The organism is Streptomyces sp. NPDC059994 (assembly GCF_042737755.1).
Lineage (GTDB): Bacteria > Actinomycetota > Actinomycetes > Streptomycetales > Streptomycetaceae > Streptomyces.
Window position 1 is genome coordinate 183,099 of sequence record NZ_JBHWUR010000001.1, and the last position, 17,651, is coordinate 200,749.

The window sequence follows — 17,651 nt, forward strand, 5'->3', positions numbered from 1 at the left end:
GTTCACTCGCGCTGCCTTTTTGTGCTTTTACCCTGACCAAAACGCAAACGACCAATTCATGTGGGGGTTAACGGGGTGTGCGACTCCACAAACTTGTGCAGTCGAACACCTGGAACGCCAACTCCTGGAACACCTGGGAAAGGCCAGTGCCGGGCCTTTGTCCTACCGCTGCTCCAGTTCCGTCGCGAACTCTTCGAGATTGGCCATGCATACGCGCATGGCGCGCGCCGCGATGGCGGAGCAGTGCTCGGGGACGCTGTTCACTATGACGGTGTGGTTCTTGCTGACGGCCGCGGTCAGCCGCAGCCACTGCACCAGCATGCGGCCCGTGTCGGTGTGCCGCACGGACGGATCGCGGGCCAGCAGTTCCAGGTGGCGCAGCTGCTCCGGGCCGGAGCCCGGTCCGTCCACCGGGGAGAGGGCCGGCGGCTGCCGCGCCTGGGGGGCCGGGGGACTTCGCTGGAGCGTCGCGCGCCGTCGTACGTCCTGGGCGGTCGAAGGGGAGATGTTCGCTGCCCGTGCGATCTCCCGCAAAGAGGCGTGGGGGTTTTCCTGGAGGTACGCTTCGGCAATCCTTCGGTTCTCCTTGGGGTTTACGGGTCGTGCGCGCCCGTCCACGCCGATGCGCGACGTGCCGGCCCTGGTGGGGGGAAGTTGCTGCCGAATTCTCGCGACGGTCTGCTGGGCGAGACCGGTGAACTTCGACAGCGCTCGGTCGGACATCGTCGGAAAGGCCTTGATGATCCTCTCCGCGGCGGCTCTGCGGTCCTCCCGGGTCAGCGGAAGACCGTGTTTCGTATTCGACTGGACGGCGAACAGAAACGCTTCGTTGTCGCTTCCGGTGAAGTAGCGGGCCCGGATGGTGGTGTCGCCGCGCTCGGCCCGGGCCCGCAGACGGTGCATCCCGTCGATCACCCGCATGGATTGCCGGTGCACGATGATCGGCTGCGGTTCGTCGTCCAGCTCCGCGATCAGCCGTACGTGCTCCGTGCTCTCGCCGTTGAGGCGAGGGGAATCGGCGGGCAGCAGCGATTCGATGGGCAGGGAGACGGAGTGCTCACTGATGTACCGCTGGAGCGGAAGGAAGTGATCGGCGCGGTCCTCGTTCGCTAAGTCAGGAACTGTCGACATGATCCCCCATGCGTTGGTGACGTTGGTGAGAGTGTCATTTCAGCCATGGTCGGCGCCGGTGGTCGCCTTCCGGCGTGGTGGGACCGGGTGCCCTCGCACCGGTGCATGCCACGCCCGCGAGGGCGACCCGTGGAGGCAGTGGAGACCACTGAGCTCCCCTTTCGCATCGGTGAGTACTGCATTCAACTTTCGCGAGGGCATAGAGGAGTCGCAAGTTCCGATTCGGACAGTCCTGATCATCAGGGCAACCGGATTAATTTCGGCCGGGGGTACGGACCAGAGCGGACCTAAGCGGCCCGGGGTTGTTCGGAACGGGGAACTGGACAGCGGCCGAGGGGAGTTAATGTCTTGCGGGACGCGCCGGACGTACCGGTGGCGGAGCACGGCCTCCGTTCGACCCGAAGGGACGAGCCATGTCTCAAGCCCCCATCCGGACCGCGGTCGGCATAGTCGGCGCGGGCCCGGCCGGGCTCATGCTCTCGCACCTGCTCGCTCACGCGGGGATCGACTCGGTGGTGGTCGACCACCGCACCCGCGCCGAGATCGAGGGCACCAGCCGCGCGGGCATGCTGGAGGCCGACAACGTCCGCCTGCTGACCGACTCGGGGGTGTCCGACCGGGTACGCCGCGACGGCCGCCCGCACGACGGCATCGAGCTGCGCTTCGGCGGCGAGAGCCACCGTGTGGACTTCCGGGCACTGGTCGGGGAGAGTGTGTGGCTCTACCCTCAGACCGATGTGTTCACCGACCTCGCCGACGCCCGCGAACGCGACGGGGGAGATGTGCGCTTCGGCGTCTCGGACACCCGGGTGGCCGACCTGACCGGTGAGCGCCCCGGCATCCTGTTCACCGACGCCGACGGAGTGGCGCGGGAGTTGCGCTGCGACATCCTGGTCGGCGCCGACGGGTCGCGCGGGGTGTGCCGGACCGCGGTGCCCGAGGCGGCGCGCACGCACTTCTTCCGCGAGTACCCCTACGCCTGGTTCGGCGTCCTCGTCGAGGCACCGCCCAGCTCCCCCGAGCTCGTCTACACCCACTCCGAGCGCGGCTTCGCCCTCATCAGCCAGCGCACGGAATCCGTCCAGCGCATGTACTTCCAGTGCGACCCGGACGAGGACCCGGCGGCCTGGCCGGACGACCGGATCTGGGCGGAACTGCAGGCACGGGTGCGCGGCGCGGACGGCTTCACCCTCAAGGAGGGCCCGGTCACCGACCGCTCGGTCCTCCGCTTCCGCAGCTTCGTGTGCGAGCCCATGCGCTACGGCAACATGCTGCTGGCCGGCGACGCCGCCCACACCGTCCCGCCCACCGGTGCCAAGGGCCTCAACCTGGCCCTGGCCGATGTACGGCTGCTCGCCGAGGCCCTGGAGACCGCCCTGACCAAGCGCGACCGCACCGCCCTCGACGAGTACGGCCCCCGCGCCCTGCGCCGCGTCTGGCGCGCCCAGCACTTCTCGTACTGGATGACGGCCATGCTCCACCGCGCCCCCGGCGCCACCGCCTTCGACGTACGCCGTCAGCTCGCCGAACTGGCGGCGGTGGTTGACTCTCCGGCGGGCTCGACGTATCTCGCGCAGGCGTACACGGGGTGGAGCGAAAGTCGGCCGGTCGGCCGGTTCACCGCCCCGGTGGGCGGGCGCGGAGTGCAGGATGCGTGGCAATAGCAAGAACCAGGCAGCGCAACGCTGTTGAGGCAATTGACATCCAGCTCGACGCGCACGGCCGCGACCGGACGACGACGACCTCGTATGCGTACCGGACGGGCCGGGGACTTCCTCGGGGGGCTGGATGCTTTTCGACCTGATCGGCCGGGAGTGGGCCGGTGACATCACTCCCTGGCGCGGTGTGCTGAGCCGGGAGCAGGCGCGATGGATCGACGACGCTCTCGCCGCTTCCCCCGAGGAGCTCGCGGCGCCGGCGCGCGACGCCGGGCCGGACGGCGTCTCCGTCCTCCTCCCGGCGCTGCTGGAGCGGGGACGGGCGGCCGTACGGGCCGGGCTGCGGGACACCGAGCCGATCGGACGGGCGCTGATCGCGCTCGACTTCCGCGCCGGGGAGGGCCAGGTGGCGGGCCACTTCCTCGTCGGCTTCGCGCTCCGGCTCCGCAAGGAGGACGCCGCACGGCATTTCCAGCCCGCCGGCCTCGGCTACCGGGACACGGGGGCACCCCGGCGCGAGGGCCTCTCGGCGGTGGCGGCCGAGGCGAGCAGGCGGGACCTCCTGTTCGGCGCCGCTCCCACGACCGGTCCCAGCCTGGCCTTCGGCCGGCTCGCCGCCGCCGACCCGGGCTGCGCGGACCGGCTCAAGCCCGGACTCGGCCACCTCTTCGCGATGCCGCATGGTCCACGCCCTGATCGACGACCCGTCTCTGCCCGTGACGGCGCTGCCGGATGCCGTGACCGACGAGGACTTCGACATGCTGAGCGCCGCACTCGCGGCGACCGTCCAGCGGCAACCCGCCGTGGCAGCCGCGCTCACCCGCTCGATCGACCGGTTACGTCAGGGCGACGGCAACCCGTCCCACGCATCCGACAGCCTCGTCTCCGTCCTGGAGGAGGCCCGCGACTGGGACGCCGCCGTGGTCGTACCGCACGACCTGGGACTTCCAGGCCACCGGGGACGGCTTTCCGCACACCAATCGCGAGCTGCGGCTGCTGATCAGCGCCCCGGCCGGAGCGCCCGTGACGGCGTCGTTCCAGGTCCGGGCGCGGCGGCGGCTGCGCGGCGCGAAGAACCTCGTAGCCTTCCGGGCGAAGAAGGGAAGCCTGGACGCCAGGATCACACGGGTTCCGGCCCGTGAGGGGGAAGGGGCAGGCGCGGAGTAGGCGGTTGAGGGTTGTCTTGTGGGACCGCTGACAGGACCGCTCGCCCTGCCAGGTTGACGGAAAGCCTACTTTGGCCCGGCGCGACGCCTCCGTAGATTCGGGGGGCGCTTCTGTCCGCAGTACCGCAGCAGGTTCTTCATCCTTCGCGTCGGCCGCGAGGGGGCAAGGGGACCAAGCCGGGATGAGTGACCGCGAGATCGTTCTGATGACGGATCACAGCTCGATGGAGGGCAGTCGTGCCGCTCTGGCCGCCGTGGTCGAGCTTCTGACGGGACGGCCGCCGGTGCTGGTCGACGCGCGGCACTTCCTGACCGGCGGCCCCGGCCGGACGCACGTCGTGGACTCCGTGGTCCGCCTTGAGGTGCCGTCCGAGAGCCTGCTGGTCACCCCGTCGGCCGTGCTCGTCTACGAGGTCCAGCCGCCCGAGCGCCGCCGCTTCGAGCCGTTCCAACGGCTGCTGCGACGGTATGGGACGGTCTCGCTCGGGACGGACGCCGGCGCGTGGCGGGCGGCCACCGACAAGAAGCTCACGACGGCGCGGTTCGCGCTCCACGGCATTCCGCACATGGAGACCGTCACCCTGACACGGCCGAGCGTGGACGCGGCCGCCACGGCGTTCGACAGACTCGGCCGCAACGTCTGGGCCCGGCCCGCTCTCGGGACCTGCGGCAACGACGTCCTGCACATCACCACGTTCGAGCAGCTCTTCCAGGCGCTCGCCCGTTACGCCGACTCCGGGCAGGACTGGCTGATCTCGCGGGACGCCGAGAACTTCAACGCCGCCGGGCAACGCCACCAGTTCCGTGTGTCGGTGCTGGACGGGCGCGCGGTGCAGGCGTGCGAACACGTCCAGGCGCATCCCGACGCGCCCTGCAACGAGGCCCAGGGCGCGGCCTGCGCCCCCCTGCCGGTGGACGACCTGCCCCTGGACCTCTGCGAGCTGGCGGTCGCCGCCACGAAGTCCGTGGGGCTGCGCTTCGGCGGCGTCGACCTCGCCGTCGAGAACGGCGGTGTGGTGTTCGAGGTCAACGTCCACCCGATGCTCGGCTCGGCACATCCGGCGGAGTCGGTGGCGGTCCCGTACGTGGAGGCGCACCTGGCCATGCTGTGACCAGGTGCGGTGTGCTGAATCGCCGCGCCAGGACGGTCAGTTGGTGATCGTGACGCAGGGCAGGCCCACGCTGTCGCCGCCGCGGAAGCCCTCGGCGCAGAGCCGGGTGCCCGCCGGGACGTGACGCTGGGGGTACGCCTGGTCCCGGTAGGTCCGGAACGCGGCGACGTCCTCCACCTTGGTGTTGGCGCTCCAGCCGTTGGTGGTCCAGACACGCGCGCTGATGCGGTGCGGCTGGTTGGTGTTGATCACCGACACCTCGACCCGGCCCAGATAGGTGCCGATGTCGTACGTCTGGACGCGGACCGAGCCTGACCAACGCGGGAAACGGTCACGAGTTACGCGCGGGGGGCTGTCGTCGTGCGAGGCGCCCGCAGTCGTCGGCGTCGTACCCGGACGTTGTGTCTACGCCTCGGGCGCTACCCAGTAGTTGTGCACCTGAGACATCTTCGGCTCGGGGCCCTGGGGCAGGTTGGCCTCGGCCGCGAGCGGCATCACGACCTCCATGAACTTCCGCATGGCCTGCTCGGACTCCCACAGGTCGGAGATCTGCAAACCCCCGCCCACCGGGACGCAGATGTGCGCCAGACAGCCCTCGAAGGGGTTGCCGGGCTGGGCCTGGAGTTTGGCGTTGAGGGCGTCGTACTGGGCCGTCGTCACACCGGGCAGCTCGGCCTGCATCAAAATCGCCATCGGTTCTCCTCTGTGGAACGGGTCTCCTGCCTCCCCACCGCCATGTGACGGTCCGTACCCAGGGCCAGCAGAGCACGCCCGTCTCCCATGGGCATTCCACCCGACGCCGTACGAGTGGCCTGTCCTGCGGGGATAGCGGTGCGTGACCGTTCCGGATGCGGTGGGCGCGCGGCGCTGATTCGCTGGGGGTGTCCGCTCCCCCCAGATCTCAGGAGTGATCATGAGCATTGCAGACGAGTCCGGTGGCCGTTCCCGGCAGATGCGCCAGAAGGCGGAGCAGCTGGAGCAGGCTGCCGAGCGCGCCAACGACCCGGCCGAGCGTGAGCGGCTGAAGGAGAAGGCGCGTCGGCTGCAGGAGGACAGCAAGCAGGCGAACCAGTCGGGCAGCGGCGGCATCGACCCCATGTGACGCTCCCCGCGAGGCAACAGGCCGGCCGGTGGGCACCACTCCCGCGAACGCGGGAGCGTGGTGTCACCGGCCGGCTTCTGGTGTGACGGGAAGGGTGAGTGTCGCCAGCGCGCCGCCGCCGGTGGGGTTGCCACACCGGTGCCGACCGCGCCGGACTGCCACATCACGCGCTCGACCTCGTCACTGAGGCCGTTGGAGGCGGTGTGCATGGCGAGCACGGCGCCGTCGTCCGACATCTCGGCGGCCCGGATCACGTTGCCGTGGCCGGTGCTCTGCACATAGGTCGCCGGGTGGCCCCCGAGGATCTTCGTGCGCAGTGGGCCGGGCAGCTCGGGCGGGTCGACCTTCAGGCCCAGGGCGGGCCTGCCCTGCTGCTCGGTGAGCCGAGAGGCGTAGGCCAGACGTTCGAGCTGCACGTCGCACTCGCGGTTGGTGAGCAGGACCGGTACCTGGCTCGCGGTCACCATCGCCGCGAGGGTGGCGGTCACGGTGATCGTGACACCGATCTTGAGTCGCAGTCCCATGTGCCGGCCTTGTCCCCCGTGGAGCGGTGGTGCGCGGCCGAGCCTACGGAGCCCGCTCCGGCGGCCTCATGGCGGGCTCGCCCCGTCCGCGGTGAACGCCAGGCGGGCCGCGCGGCGCCAGCGGTTGGCGGGGAGGGAGGGGCGCAGCACGGCGAGGGCGCCGCAGTACTTGGTGAAGACGGCGGGCCGCACAGTGGGTGTGCAGAGGCGGTCCGCCTCGGTGAGGTGCTCGGCCGACTTCGTCTCGACGAGCACCAGGCCTTCGTCGCAGCGCACGGTCCGCCCGGTGTGCAGACCGACGCAGATCAGCCCGGCGTCGCGGGGTGATGCGCCGCCCGTGGGCCACGGACACGGGAGACGTGTCCCGTACCGCGTCTGAGGACGATGTCACCGGCTTTGAGCTCGGAAGGGAAGGGCATGGAAGCGTTCCCGTCTGTCGTGTACCGCCGTCGGCACTGGTTCGCTGCTGCCAGGCCCATCGCCGCCGCGTAACCGACACGTGGCGCGGAGGATCACTCCCCGGGGTGATGACGTATCGGTCCTGCTCGCCAAATGGGGGCCGACCGGGGGGCCGGTGGGACCGTAGCTACCGCGTACGCGCCATGGCCACGAGCCGTTCGACCACCCGCACCAAGTCCGCGGGGCTGCCCGCGGTCTTGAGGTCGGTCCGGTACTTCCCGTTGACGAGGAAGGTGGGGACGCCCTCGACACCGGCCCTCCGCGCCTGCGCCTTGGCGGCGGCCAACTGCCCTTTCACCCCGAAGGAGTTGAGGACCGCCAGATACCGGGCGCGGTCGACGCCCAGCCGGGCCAGGAAGTCCGCCTGCTCGTCGGGCTCGGCCAGCCGCTTCCCCTCGTGCTGGACGGCCTCGTGGACGGCCCGCATCGTCTCGGTGTCGGCGTGCGCCAGGGCCTCCAGCGCGAAATGCATCTGCGCGTGGGCGTCCCACGGCCCGCCGAAGGGAGCAGGGACGCGTACGAACGTCACCCCGGTCTGCCTCCCCGCCCAGCGGCGTACGGTCGGCTCGATGGCGTACGAGTGCGGATCCCCGTACCAGAAGAACTCCCATACCTCGACCGTGCCGGCCGTGGTCCTCGGGGCGGGTGGTGACAGCTCCACATACTGCCCGCCCGTCGGAATCTCATCTGCCATACGTTGTTCTTCCTCACCTGTGAGCTGCCGTCGCCTCGGTGCGCCCGTGGCCGGGGCCGTGGCGATTTCCTTTGCCGGGGGCAGTCCGCTTGCGTTGGAGTGCGCTCCAGGCTCTAGTTTCGGTCATATGAACAGCGCACAGAACTCCGTAACCACTTCGGCCGCCTCTCCCGTCGTCTCTCCCGCCGCCACCGACGCCGACGAGCGCTTCGCGCGCGGCCTCGCGCTGTTGCAGAAGGTCGGCGGCAGGGAGCGGCCCGCCGTGCTCGACAGCACCGCGGACATCGCCCCCGACCTCGGCCGGATGACGGTCTCCTTCGGCTACGGGGAGCTCCTGGCGAACGACCGGCTCACCCTCCGGCAGCGCCAGGTCGCCACCGTGGCCGCGCTGTCCGCGATGGGGACGGCCGCCGCCCAGCTGCGCTTCCACATCGACGGGGCGCTGAACGTGGGCGTGACCCCGGCAGAGGTCGTGGAGGTGCTCATCCACACCGCCGTGTACGCGGGTGTGCCCGCGGCGCTCAACGGCATCGCGGTGGCGCGCGAGGCGTTCCGCGCGCGGCCCGGACTCGCCTACGAGCCGACCGAGACGGGTGAGCGCGACCAGCGGTACGAGCGGGGGCTCGCCAAGCTCGCCGAAGTGGACGGGCACGCGGGGGACGCCGTCGTCGCCTCCCTCCAGGACATCGCCCCCGACCTGGCGCGCTACATCATCGAGTTCGCGTTCGGCGACGTGTACTCCCGCCCCGCCCTCGACCTCAAGTCCCGCGAGCTGGCCAGCGTCGCCATGTGCACGGCCCTGGGCACCGCCGCCCCGCAACTGCGCGTGCACATCCACGCCCTCCTCAACGTCGGCGGCACCCGCGAGGAGGTCGTCGAGGTCATCACGCAGATGGCCGGATACGCCGGTTTCCCCGCGGCCCTCAACGGCATCGCCGCGGCGCGCGAGGTCTTCGCGGAGCGCGCCGAGGACTGAACTGCCTTGTGGAGAAGGGGAGTTCAGCAGCCGGGCGAGGCCGCCCCGATCTGGAGGGTGGCGGGGGCGGCGCAGCAGCCGCCGCCCGGCGCCTCGGCCTCCGGCTCGTCGAACAGGCCCGCGCCGCCGCAGACCCCGGTCTCCGGGAGGGTGAGCTCGACGCGTCCGGCGGCTTCGTGGTCGCCCGCCAGGGCCGCCGCGAGGGAGCGGACCTGCTCGTAGCCGGTCATGGCGAGGAAGGTCGGGGCGCGGCCGTAGGACTTCATGCCGACCAGGTGGACGCCGCTCTCCGGATGGGAGAGCTCCTTGACACCGTGCGGGTACACGGTGCCGCAGGAGTGGACGTTGGGGTCGATCAGCGGAGCGAGGCCGACCGGGGCTTCGAGGCGCTCGTCGAGGGCGAGGCGGAGCTCACGGAGGTACGAGGGGTCGGGGCGGAAGCCCGTCAGACCGATGACCTCGTCGACCGGATCCAGCCGCCGGCCGTCGTCGCCGACCAGGACGAGCCCGTCGGCCGTCCGCTCCACTGCGGCGATGCGGAACCCGGTGACCGCGTCGGCGTGCCCGTTGTCGACGGCGGCCTTGGCGGCGAGGCCCAGCGCGCCGCGCGCGGGCAGCTGGTCCGCCTCGCCACCGCCGAAGGTGGAGCCGCCGATACCGCGCCGCAGGATCCATACGGCGTGCGTACCGGGGGCCTCCTTCGCCAGCTCCGCGAGGGAGGCGAGAGCCGTGAAGGCGGAGGCGCCCGAGCCGACGACGGCGGTGCGCCTGCCCGCGTAACGGGCGCGTACGGCAGGGTCCTTGAGATCGGGGACGCGGTACGAGATCCGCTCGGCCGCCGCGCGCTCGCCCGGCGCCGGGAGGCCGTCGCCGCCGAGGGGGCCGGGCGTGGACCAGGTGCCGGAGGCGTCGATCACGGCGCGGGCGAGCAGGCGCTCCTCGGCTCCCTCGGCGTTCACCACGTGCACGGTGAAGGGCTGCCGGTCGCGGTCGGCGTCGACCACGCGGTCGCGGCCGGTGCGCGAGACACCTGTGACGCGGGTGCCGTAGCGGACCCGGCCGCCCAGGGTGTCGGCCAGCGGCTGGAGGTAGCGGGCGGCCCAGTCGCCGCCGGTGGGGTAGGCGGCGCCGTCCGGCTCGGTCCAGCCGGTCGGCGCCAGGAGCTTCTCGGCGGCCGGGTCGACGACCTCGGCCCAGGGGGAGAAGAGGCGTACGTGCGACCACTCGCGCACCGCGCTGCCGGCGGTGGAACCGGCTTCCAGGACGAGGGGCTCGATGCCGCGCTCGACGAGCCGGGCGGCGGCGGCCAGGCCGATGGGTCCGGCTCCGATGACCACGGTCGGGAGGGCGGGGGTGGTGGGGTTCTCGCTCATCGGGTGCTCCAGTGACGGGCGCGTCGATCTTCTGATTCGACGTTTATCGATGTCTCGGACGTCTTCGAGCTTGCTCTCTGCATCGACGGATGTCAATATTGGCGTATGTCGAATCAGGGTGTGGTGCAGCTGCCGGTCCTCAACGAGCCGGTGGTCCCGTGCTGCCCGCCGCTGACTGAGCGACCGCTGACGGCGGAGGAGGCCGAGCGGACCGCGAAGATGTTCAAGGCGCTCGGGGACCCGGTGCGGCTGCGGCTGTTCTCGCTCGTCGCCTCACACGAGGGCGGGGAGGCGTGCGTGTGCGACATCTCCGACGTCGGCGTCTCGCAGCCGACCGTCTCCCATCACCTGAAGAAGCTCAAGGATGCCGGTCTGCTCAGCTCCGAGCGGCGAGGGACGTGGGTGTACTACCGGGTGGAGCCCGGCGTGCTGGCGGCGATGGGGCAGTTGCTCACCGCCGCCGCACGCTGACCTCCTGATCAGGAGGCGAGGGTGGGCCGGGGGTCTGCGCTGGGCCGGACGAAGATGACCGCGACCAGGGCAAGCCCCACCGCAGCCCCCGCCAGCTGGGCGCCGATGAACGCCGGGACCGAGCCGGGTCCGATGCCCGCGAAGGTGTCGGTGAACGCCCGGCCGATCGTCACCGCCGGGTTGGCGAACGAAGTGGACGAGGTGAACCAGTACGCGGAGCCGATGTAGGAGGCGACCGCGACCGGGGCGAAGCGGAGGCGGTCGGTGCGGGCCAGGCCGAAGATCAGCAGGATGAGCCCGGCCGTGGCCACCACCTCGCCAAGCAGCAGGTGCCCGGCGGAGCGTTCGTGCGTGGACCACTTCACCAGCGGCTCCCCGAACATCGCGTCCGCCAGGACCGCACCCGCGATCGCGCCGGCGATCTGCGCGGGCAGGTAGACGGCCACCTCGCGGACCGTGACTCCTGCGCCGCCGCGCCGGGCGGTCCAGCACTCCGCCAGAGTGACGGCGGGGTTGAAGTGGGCGCCGGAGACCGGGCCGAGGAGGGCGATCAGCACGCCCAGGCCGAAGACGGTGGCGATCGAGTTGGCCAGCAGCTGGAGCCCGACGTCATGGGTGAGTTCGGTGGCCTGGACGCCGGAGCCGACCACGACCGCCACGAGGGCCGCCGTGCCGGTGAACTCGGCGGCGGCCCGGGCGGTGAGCGGGGCGCGGGGAGGGGTGGCGCCGGGCGCGGGCTGGGGCGCGCCGACGGCCATGACGGCCTCCACGGGGGCGGCGCCGACGGGCTCGGTGGCGGTCAAGGTTCTCCTCGTACGGGTGAGGCGGGAGGTCATGGGCAGGACCGCTTGAGGTTCGCCTCGGCGGTGGTACGGGCCGTGCGGGCCAGGTCGGTGAACTGACCGGCGAGGGTTTCGATGACGTCCGGGCGCAGCCGGTAGTAGGTGAACCGCCCGCACGGCTCCGTGTCGACGATTCCGGCCTCGCGCAGCACCTTCAGGTGGTTGGAGAGGTTGGTCTGCTTGGCGCCGGTCTCCTCCACGAGGTGCGTGGTGCACAGCGTCTCGTGGGCGAGCAGGGTCACGATCCGGAGCCTGAGCGGGTCGGCCAGCACCCGGATCAGATCAGTGTCGACTGACGTCATCATGGGCTGATACTGTCACATCATTCGGAGCTGATACCAGTGCGTACTGATCTCGATGGGCTCCCGGACCTCCGCCAGCGAACGAAGTCGAAAGTAGGCGCCATGTCCTCGGCCGCCCCGTCCACCGGCAAGCCCTCCGTCCTGTTCGTCTGCGTCCACAACGCCGGACGCTCCCAGATGGCCGCGGCCTGGCTGAGCCACCTGGCAGGGGACCGCGTCGAGGTCCGCTCGGCGGGCTCCGCGCCGGGCAAGGAGGTGAACCCGGCCGCCGTCGAGGCCATGCGTGAGGTCGGCGTCGACATCTCCGCCGAGGTCCCGAAGATCCTCACCGTGGACACGGTCAAGGAGTCGGACGTGTGCATCACGATGGGCTGCGGCGACACCTGCCCCGTCTTCCCCGGCAAGCGGTACCTGGACTGGAAGCTGGACGACCCGGCCGGTCAGGGCGTGGCGGCCGTGCGCCCCATCCGCGACGAGATCAAGGTCCTGGTGGAGGGGCTGATCGCCGAGATCGCGCCGGAGCCGACGGCTTGAGAGCCGAGCTCCCGGACGTACGCGGCGCAACCTCACCGCCGCCCCGAATGCCCACTACTGCCGCTGGCGACCCCGGTCTTGCCCCGCCGTCCCCGGTTTGCGGGCCCGCTCGCCCGCGCCGATAGTGGGAGAGGTGGCCGCGCCCTGGAGCGGGCCGCGTCGGGATCGGCGGCCCACCGGCAGACCGCCCACGCGGCGCCGGAGCGCGGCCGTCTGCGTCGCCCGTCCCTCCTGATCTCCCTCGCCGCATCACGAGAGGAGCACCCCCATGCGCCAGAGCACTCGCACGCGCCGTTTTCTGACCGCATCCACGGCCTTCGCGGCCGGGGGCCTCATGCTGCTGCCTGTTCCCGCGATCGCACAGCCCGCATCGCACGCCGCCTCGGCGCCGCGGATCACCGGCGCCGCTTTCCAGATCGTCAACGTGCAGACCGGTAAATGCGCGACGGTAGCCGGAGGCACCACGACCGAGAACAACCACGATCTCGTGCAGTTCGACTGCGACACACACCCGTCACGCCGTTGGAAGGTCACCAACTTCGACGGCAGCTCCTACCAGCTCATCAACGCGCAGACCGGCAAATGTGCGACGGTCGCCGGAGGAACGTCCAGCGAGAACAACCTCCGGCTGGTCCAGTTCACCTGTGACACGGACCCCTCGCGCCGTTGGAAGGTCAGTGACTGGGACAGCAGCTCCTATCAGATCGTCAACGTGAAGACGCGCGAGTGTGCGACGGTCGCGGGCGGAACCTCCAGCGACAACAACCTGCAACTGGTCCAGTTCACGTGCGACACCGACCCCTCGCGCCGCTGGACCCTGCGCCTGGCAGGGTGACGTCTCGTACGCGTCGGTCCGGCCCCGAAGCAGCGGGGCCGGACCGACAGTTGAACTCACCCAGGAACAGGCCGCCGGCCTCAGCCTTCGGCGTCCGCGAACGCCACCCGCATGCTGCGCTTCAGCGCCTTGCCCGTGACACCCACGTGTTCGTCGGCGCCCTTGACGAGGACCCTTTCGACGGGCGGCCAGCCCCGCTCCGCCAGCAGGGCGTTGATACGTGCTCGGAGATCCGCCAACTCCGCCTCGGAGGACGGCACATCGATGGTCAGGACGGGCACCTGACCGTCGCTTCCGTCGTCACCGCTCTCGACTCCGACGACCGAGCAGTCGACGAGGTCGGGGAAGTGACGCAGTATCAACTCCTCCGTCTGTGCGCTGTAGAGGACGCCCTTCACGGTGGTGATCCGGTCCGTCGTCCGGTCCACGTGGTAGTACAGGCCGTCGTCGCTGCGGTAGGCGAGATCGCCGGTGAGCCAGTAGCCCTGGATCCGGTTCTTCTCACTGAGCAGACTGTTGTTCCAGTAACCACCAGTGATCGTGGGCGACTTGAGGGCGAGGCGGCCCACCGTCCCGTTCGCCACGGGCTCGTCGTCGGCGTCGAAGATCTCGACCTCCACCCAGCCGAACGGCCGGCCGATGCACCGCTGGTAGCGGTCGCTCGTGGGCGTGTGAACCGTACGGAACATGGCGAAGCCGAACTCGGACGAGCCGAAGTTGTCGATGAACAGCGAACCACCCTGCGGGTTCCCGTCCCGGTCGACATGGTTGCCGCGCGCCACCAGCTTGCGTATGTGCCGCTCGTGGTTGGCGTCGCCGGTCGACATCCACCGGGCAACCGAGGACAGGTCGTACGCGTCCAGGTCGACGCGGCACAGGTCGACGAAGGTCTTCGGGAAGCCCGCGACCAGGTGCGGCCGGAACTCTTGGATGGCGAGGGCGATGTCCTCGGGGCCCCGGCGGGTCGCGAGGAGAGTGGTGGCGCGTCGGGCGACCGCCGACATCAGTACGGAGATCGCGGACGCGTGGCTCTGCGGCAGGGCGGACAGGATGCGCGTGCCGAGGTCGGCCCCGATCTGCTGCTTGACGCCGAAGAAGAAGCCCTTGTGGTTGAACTGCACGGCCTTGGGGATGCCCGTGGTCCCGGAGGTGTGCGCGATCAGCACCGGATCGTCGTCCTCGTGCGTGAAGAGCTTGAAGGCGCCCTGACCGTACGGCTCCTCGCTGTAGTACCTGATCGGCAGCCGGTCCTCGGCGAGCCGCTCGGGGTCGGAGACCACGGCGGCCGCCCCGACGTGCTCGATGAACCGCGCCGCGATCTCCGGGGACAGCGAGCTGTTCACGAACACGGGGATCGCGCCGATCTTCGTCAGCGCGATGTAGTGCAGGAGGTAGCGCACGCTCTCCGTCACGAAGACCGCCACCGGGTCCTTGGGGCGGATGCCGTCGGCGTAGTACCCGGCGGCCACCCGGTCGGTGAGCTCGTCGAGCGCCGACAGCGAAAGTCTCTCGTGCAAGCCCCCGGAAGGAGCGCGATAGGGCTGATCGAGCTCGATCACGGTCCCGGTCGTCTCGCTCGCCGCTGCTGCCGCCAGTCGGAAGAAGTTGCCGGCGCCGAGCCCGTCGGTCCCGATCAGACCGATCAGATCGGCCGCCCGCGTGGTGCCGGTGGCGTCGACGCTCGTACGCGTGGGGTCCGTGCGGTCGGTCGTCATAGGTAACGCTCCATCGCTGTGCGGATGTCCTGAGGAATGGGGATCGGCCCGTGGCCGTCGAGCGAGGTGGTCACCAGCACCGCGCGGATCCGGGCGCGCACGTCCTGCCCCGGCGACCCGGCGCACTCGTAGCGCAGCTCGAACGACGACTTTCCGATGCGTTCGACGGTGAGCGTGATGTCCAGCGCGTCGCCGAGCCGGCTCGGGGCGAGGAAGTCGCATTCGAGGCGGACGGTGGGAATGCCGATCCGGCGCTCCGCGAACAGTCCGGCATAGCCGACGTTCAGCCCCGTCTCGAACCAGTCCTGGAGCACCTCGTTGATGAGCAGCAGATACTGCGGGTAGAAGACGATTCCCGCCGGATCGCAATGATGGAAGAAGACACGTTTGTGCTGGGTGAAGCCGGTCGGACCGGGTTCAGGCGGAGGCAGCGTCACCGGTCACTCCTTCCAGCTCGGCCGACGGGCCGGAGCCGTCGGCGGGGGCGGGGGCGCCGCGCAGCCGGAAGCGCTGGACCTTCCCGGTGCCGGCCCGGGGGAGTTCGTCGCAGAAGGCGATGGCGCGCGGATACTTGTAGGGCGCCATCTCGGCCTTGGCGAACTGCTGTAGTTCCAGGACCAGTTCGGGAGAGGGGGCGTGTCCCTTCGCCAGCACGACATGGGCCTGCACCACCGCGCCGCGCTCGTCGTCGGGGGCGGCGACCGCCGCGCACTCCCGTACGGCCGGGTGGGTCAGGAGCGTGGCTTCCACCTCGACCGGCGAGATGTTGTATCCGGCCGACACGATCATGTCGTCCAGCCGGGCGTGGTAGTGGAGATAGCCGTCCTTGTCGGCCCAGCAGGCGTCGCCGGTGAGGTTCCAGCCGTTGCGTACGTAGTCCACCTGGCGGTCGTCGTCGAGGTAGCGGCAGCCCGTGGGCCCCTTGACGGCCAGCGCGCCGACTTCGCCGTACGGCAGTGGGCGGCCCGCGTCGTCGACGATCGCGGCGAGGTAGCCGGGCACGGGGCGCCCGAGCGCGCCGGGCCGGGTCGCGGCCTCGTCGCCGCGCATCGCGATGAAGATGTGCAGCATCTCGGTGGAGCCAAGGCCGTCGATCAGGTCGTGGCCGGTGCGCTGCTTCCACATCTTGCGCGTGACCGGCGGCAGCGGCTCGCCCGCAGACACGCACTCGCGCAGCGAGGACATGCCGTACGGGGCCGGGTCCATGCACATGGCCCGGTACGCCGTCGGGCCGCTGAAGCAGACGGTGGCGCGGAACTCGTCTATGGCGCGTGCCAGTTGCTGAGGCGAGGCGCGGTCGAGCAGCACGACGGAGGCGCCGATGTGCAGGGGGAAGAGCAGCAGCCCGCCGAGGCCGTACGTGAACGCCAGCGAGGGGGTGCCGATGAACCGGTCGTCGCTCGTGGCCCGCAGCACGTGCTGGGGGAAGGAGCAGCACACGGCCATCACGTCACGGTGGGAGTGCACGGTCGCCTTCGGCATCCCCGTGGTGCCGGAGGTGAAGGCGATCAGGCAGGGGTCGGTCGCAGCGGTGTCGACGGGTGGAAACCAGTCGGAGTGCTGGGCCATGGCCGTTTCGAGGTCCGCGCCCGGGTCCGCCTTCGCGTCCCAGTCTCCGCGCGCCCCGCCGAGGAAGTACATCGTGCGCAGCGGACGCCCGTCGGCCTCCGCCGCCTCCAGCTCGGCGCCGAGAGCGGACTCACAGAGGGCGTGGGTGATGCGCGCCTTGTCGATCACGTACGCGAGCTCCTTGGCCCGCAGCAGCGGCATCGTGGCCACGACCACCCCGCCCGCCCGCACCACCGCGAGCCAAATGGCCACCAGCATAGGGGTGTTGGCTCCCCGGAGCAGCACCCGGTTACCCGGCACCAGGCCCATGTCCTCGGTGAGCACGTGCGCGATGCGGGAGACGGTGGCGAGGAGTTCCGCGTACGTCCAGCGCACCCCGTTCGGCGAGAGCACGGCGAGCCGGCCCGCGCGGTCCGCCGGGCCCGAGGGGCCGTCGAGGAGCTCGGTCGCACAGTTCAGCCGGGACGGGAAGCGGAGTGTCGGCAGGTCGAGCAGGGTGTCCGGCTGTAGGGATGCGGGAGGCAGGTGGTCCTGGACGAAGGTGTCGAGGTGCGCGGTGCTGAGCTGGGGCGGTGCGGGAGGTGGGGAGGAGGACGACGAGGAGGACGGTAAAGGAGAGGGAAAGGGGGATGGGGTGCTCAACTGCCTGCCCTTCGGTGTGACGTCCGGTCGGCGTGACTTCCGGTCTGCTGACGCCTTATTCAACGGCCGACGGCAGCGGGATTACCTTGACGATGCGTGCACGGTGCTGGCCTGATCGTGCACGGACGCGTGTGCCTTCCCCTCGTGGCGTGGAGTTGCCGCTGCGGGGAGTGGGGGGCAGGTGGTCGGGAGAGGGGGCAAGTGCCGTCCCGGACACGCTAGGGCGCTTCGTACGCGGCGCGTAATCCCGCAGTTTAGGGATTGCAAAATGACGCGGAGCGTGAGGCCCTGGGGAGGGTTCCCTGGCCGAAACGCGGCCCGGAAGGGCGAGTTGACCACAGCGGCGAGTTGGCCGGAAGGGCGAAGTGGCTGGAACGGTGAGTCGCCGGGGACGGCGAGTTGCCAGGAACGGCCTGGAGCCCGCAACGGCCGGGGGGCCGGGGGGGGGGGGCCCCCCGGGCCCCACACACCAGAAATATACCCGCCCGTATGCCGCCGGGCCCGGCCCCCCCCCCACCGGCGCGGGCGCCCCACCCAGAAAAACGG

At 70.7% G+C, this 17,651-nt stretch carries 19 protein-coding genes; 8 read left to right on the top strand and 11 right to left on the bottom strand.

All coding sequences use genetic code 11. From position 1 onward, the window contains the following. Positions 1–162: 162 nt before the first annotated feature. Positions 163–1,131 carry a winged helix-turn-helix transcriptional regulator gene (locus ACFWA7_RS00830; protein ID WP_385819996.1) on the bottom strand — a complete coding sequence of 323 codons (969 nt, stop codon included), beginning with the start codon at positions 1,129–1,131 and terminating at the stop codon, positions 163–165. 413 nt (positions 1,132–1,544) lie between these two features. On the opposite strand from ACFWA7_RS00830, the gene ACFWA7_RS00835 reads away from it, so the two are divergent. From ACFWA7_RS00835 to ACFWA7_RS00845, 3 genes are all read left to right on the top strand, one after another. Further along, positions 1,545–2,795 carry a 4-hydroxybenzoate 3-monooxygenase gene (locus ACFWA7_RS00835; protein WP_385819998.1) on the top strand — a complete coding sequence of 417 codons (1,251 nt, stop codon included), beginning with the start codon at positions 1,545–1,547 and terminating at the stop codon, positions 2,793–2,795. A gap of 674 nt (positions 2,796–3,469) precedes the next feature. After that, positions 3,470–3,931 (top strand): hypothetical protein, encoded by a 462-nt coding sequence (locus ACFWA7_RS00840; protein ID WP_385820000.1) that lies wholly within the window; start codon positions 3,470–3,472, stop codon positions 3,929–3,931. Positions 3,932–4,137: 206 nt separating this feature from the next. Then, positions 4,138–5,067 carry a RimK family alpha-L-glutamate ligase gene (locus ACFWA7_RS00845; protein WP_385536001.1) on the top strand — a complete coding sequence of 310 codons (930 nt, stop codon included), beginning with the start codon at positions 4,138–4,140 and terminating at the stop codon, positions 5,065–5,067. Positions 5,068–5,103: 36 nt separating this feature from the next. On the opposite strand, the gene ACFWA7_RS00850 is transcribed toward ACFWA7_RS00845, so the two are convergent. Together ACFWA7_RS00850 and ACFWA7_RS00855 are read right to left on the bottom strand one after the other, a co-directional pair. Further along, entirely contained in the window at positions 5,104–5,319 is a 216-nt protein-coding gene (locus tag ACFWA7_RS00850) for a hypothetical protein (RefSeq protein WP_385820002.1), read from the bottom strand. A 153-nt stretch (positions 5,320–5,472) separates the two neighbouring features. After that, complete coding sequence (locus ACFWA7_RS00855; protein WP_385535997.1) at positions 5,473–5,760, bottom strand: hypothetical protein; 288 nt, start codon at positions 5,758–5,760, stop codon at positions 5,473–5,475. Between the two features lie 220 nt (positions 5,761–5,980). Between ACFWA7_RS00855 and ACFWA7_RS00860 the strand changes: the two genes are divergently transcribed. Next, positions 5,981–6,169 carry a DUF6381 family protein gene (locus ACFWA7_RS00860; protein WP_385535995.1) on the top strand — a complete coding sequence of 63 codons (189 nt, stop codon included), beginning with the start codon at positions 5,981–5,983 and terminating at the stop codon, positions 6,167–6,169. Between the two features lie 590 nt (positions 6,170–6,759). On the opposite strand, the gene ACFWA7_RS00865 is transcribed toward ACFWA7_RS00860, so the two are convergent. Together ACFWA7_RS00865 and ACFWA7_RS00870 are read right to left on the bottom strand one after the other, a co-directional pair. Next, on the bottom strand, positions 6,760–6,969 hold the full coding sequence (locus ACFWA7_RS00865) for a hypothetical protein (protein ID WP_385535993.1): 210 nt from the start codon (positions 6,967–6,969) through the stop codon (positions 6,760–6,762). A gap of 310 nt (positions 6,970–7,279) precedes the next feature. Further along, a complete protein-coding gene (locus tag ACFWA7_RS00870) occupies positions 7,280–7,846 on the bottom strand; it encodes a thiol:disulfide interchange protein DsbA/DsbL (protein ID WP_385535991.1) in 567 nt (188 codons plus the stop codon). Between the two features lie 127 nt (positions 7,847–7,973). Here ACFWA7_RS00870 and ACFWA7_RS00875 point away from each other — a divergent pair, with 127 nt between their 5' ends. Further along, positions 7,974–8,822, top strand: a complete 849-nt coding sequence (locus tag ACFWA7_RS00875; RefSeq protein ID WP_385820004.1) for a carboxymuconolactone decarboxylase family protein — start codon at positions 7,974–7,976, stop codon at positions 8,820–8,822. A 23-nt stretch (positions 8,823–8,845) separates the two neighbouring features. Here ACFWA7_RS00875 and ACFWA7_RS00880 read toward each other — a convergent pair whose 3' ends face one another. Further along, positions 8,846–10,195 carry an NAD(P)-binding domain-containing protein gene (locus ACFWA7_RS00880; protein WP_385820006.1) on the bottom strand — a complete coding sequence of 450 codons (1,350 nt, stop codon included), beginning with the start codon at positions 10,193–10,195 and terminating at the stop codon, positions 8,846–8,848. A 105-nt stretch (positions 10,196–10,300) separates the two neighbouring features. On the opposite strand from ACFWA7_RS00880, the gene ACFWA7_RS00885 reads away from it, so the two are divergent. Next, positions 10,301–10,666, top strand: coding sequence for an ArsR/SmtB family transcription factor (locus ACFWA7_RS00885; RefSeq protein ID WP_385535986.1), 366 nt, complete (start codon positions 10,301–10,303; stop codon positions 10,664–10,666). An 8-nt stretch (positions 10,667–10,674) separates the two neighbouring features. Here the strand turns inward: ACFWA7_RS00885 and ACFWA7_RS00890 are convergent, their stop codons facing one another. After that, the gene (locus ACFWA7_RS00890; RefSeq protein WP_385820008.1) at positions 10,675–11,469 is read right to left on the bottom strand and encodes an aquaporin; all 795 of its coding nucleotides are present in this window, start codon (positions 11,467–11,469) and stop codon (positions 10,675–10,677) included. A 29-nt stretch (positions 11,470–11,498) separates the two neighbouring features. Then, positions 11,499–11,813 (bottom strand): ArsR/SmtB family transcription factor, encoded by a 315-nt coding sequence (locus ACFWA7_RS00895; protein WP_385535982.1) that lies wholly within the window; start codon positions 11,811–11,813, stop codon positions 11,499–11,501. 99 nt (positions 11,814–11,912) lie between these two features. Between ACFWA7_RS00895 and ACFWA7_RS00900 the strand changes: the two genes are divergently transcribed. Next, positions 11,913–12,344, top strand: coding sequence for an arsenate reductase ArsC (locus tag ACFWA7_RS00900; protein ID WP_385820010.1), 432 nt, complete (start codon positions 11,913–11,915; stop codon positions 12,342–12,344). A 268-nt stretch (positions 12,345–12,612) separates the two neighbouring features. Then, the gene (locus ACFWA7_RS00905) at positions 12,613–13,179 is read left to right on the top strand and encodes an RICIN domain-containing protein (RefSeq protein WP_385535978.1); all 567 of its coding nucleotides are present in this window, start codon (positions 12,613–12,615) and stop codon (positions 13,177–13,179) included. A gap of 80 nt (positions 13,180–13,259) precedes the next feature. On the opposite strand, the gene ACFWA7_RS00910 is transcribed toward ACFWA7_RS00905, so the two are convergent. From ACFWA7_RS00910 to ACFWA7_RS00920, 3 genes are read right to left on the bottom strand one after another with little or no spacing between them, the layout of a single operon-like run. Next, complete coding sequence (locus ACFWA7_RS00910; protein WP_385820012.1) at positions 13,260–14,894, bottom strand: class I adenylate-forming enzyme family protein; 1,635 nt, start codon at positions 14,892–14,894, stop codon at positions 13,260–13,262. Then, entirely contained in the window at positions 14,891–15,331 is a 441-nt protein-coding gene (locus ACFWA7_RS00915; RefSeq protein WP_385535974.1) for an acyl-CoA thioesterase, read from the bottom strand. The genes ACFWA7_RS00910 and ACFWA7_RS00915 overlap by 4 nt, the downstream gene beginning before the upstream one ends. After that, on the bottom strand, positions 15,312–17,105 hold the full coding sequence (locus tag ACFWA7_RS00920; protein WP_385820014.1) for an AMP-binding protein: 1,794 nt from the start codon (positions 17,103–17,105) through the stop codon (positions 15,312–15,314). Before ACFWA7_RS00920 ends, ACFWA7_RS00915 begins: the two co-directional genes overlap by 20 nt. Positions 17,106–17,651 lie beyond the last annotated feature (546 nt).

Excerpts from the sequence above, each read along its gene's own strand:
- ACFWA7_RS00895 (WP_385535982.1), bottom strand. The coding sequence starts at position 11,813 with ATGATGACGTCAGTCGACACTGATCTGATCCGGGTGCTGGCCGACCCG.
- ACFWA7_RS00830 (WP_385819996.1), bottom strand. The coding sequence starts at position 1,131 with ATGTCGACAGTTCCTGACTTAGCGAACGAGGACCGCGCCGATCACTTC.
- ACFWA7_RS00835 (WP_385819998.1), top strand. The coding sequence starts at position 1,545 with ATGTCTCAAGCCCCCATCCGGACCGCGGTCGGCATAGTCGGCGCGGGC.
- ACFWA7_RS00840 (WP_385820000.1), top strand. The coding sequence starts at position 3,470 with ATGGTCCACGCCCTGATCGACGACCCGTCTCTGCCCGTGACGGCGCTG.
- ACFWA7_RS00845 (WP_385536001.1), top strand. The coding sequence starts at position 4,138 with ATGAGTGACCGCGAGATCGTTCTGATGACGGATCACAGCTCGATGGAG.
- ACFWA7_RS00905 (WP_385535978.1), top strand. The coding sequence starts at position 12,613 with ATGCGCCAGAGCACTCGCACGCGCCGTTTTCTGACCGCATCCACGGCC.
- ACFWA7_RS00860 (WP_385535995.1), top strand. The coding sequence starts at position 5,981 with ATGAGCATTGCAGACGAGTCCGGTGGCCGTTCCCGGCAGATGCGCCAG.
- ACFWA7_RS00875 (WP_385820004.1), top strand. The coding sequence starts at position 7,974 with ATGAACAGCGCACAGAACTCCGTAACCACTTCGGCCGCCTCTCCCGTC.
- ACFWA7_RS00885 (WP_385535986.1), top strand. The coding sequence starts at position 10,301 with ATGTCGAATCAGGGTGTGGTGCAGCTGCCGGTCCTCAACGAGCCGGTG.
- ACFWA7_RS00900 (WP_385820010.1), top strand. The coding sequence starts at position 11,913 with ATGTCCTCGGCCGCCCCGTCCACCGGCAAGCCCTCCGTCCTGTTCGTC.
- ACFWA7_RS00910 (WP_385820012.1), bottom strand. The coding sequence starts at position 14,894 with ATGACGACCGACCGCACGGACCCCACGCGTACGAGCGTCGACGCCACC.
- ACFWA7_RS00870 (WP_385535991.1), bottom strand. The coding sequence starts at position 7,846 with ATGGCAGATGAGATTCCGACGGGCGGGCAGTATGTGGAGCTGTCACCA.
- ACFWA7_RS00855 (WP_385535997.1), bottom strand. The coding sequence starts at position 5,760 with ATGGCGATTTTGATGCAGGCCGAGCTGCCCGGTGTGACGACGGCCCAG.
- ACFWA7_RS00880 (WP_385820006.1), bottom strand. The coding sequence starts at position 10,195 with ATGAGCGAGAACCCCACCACCCCCGCCCTCCCGACCGTGGTCATCGGA.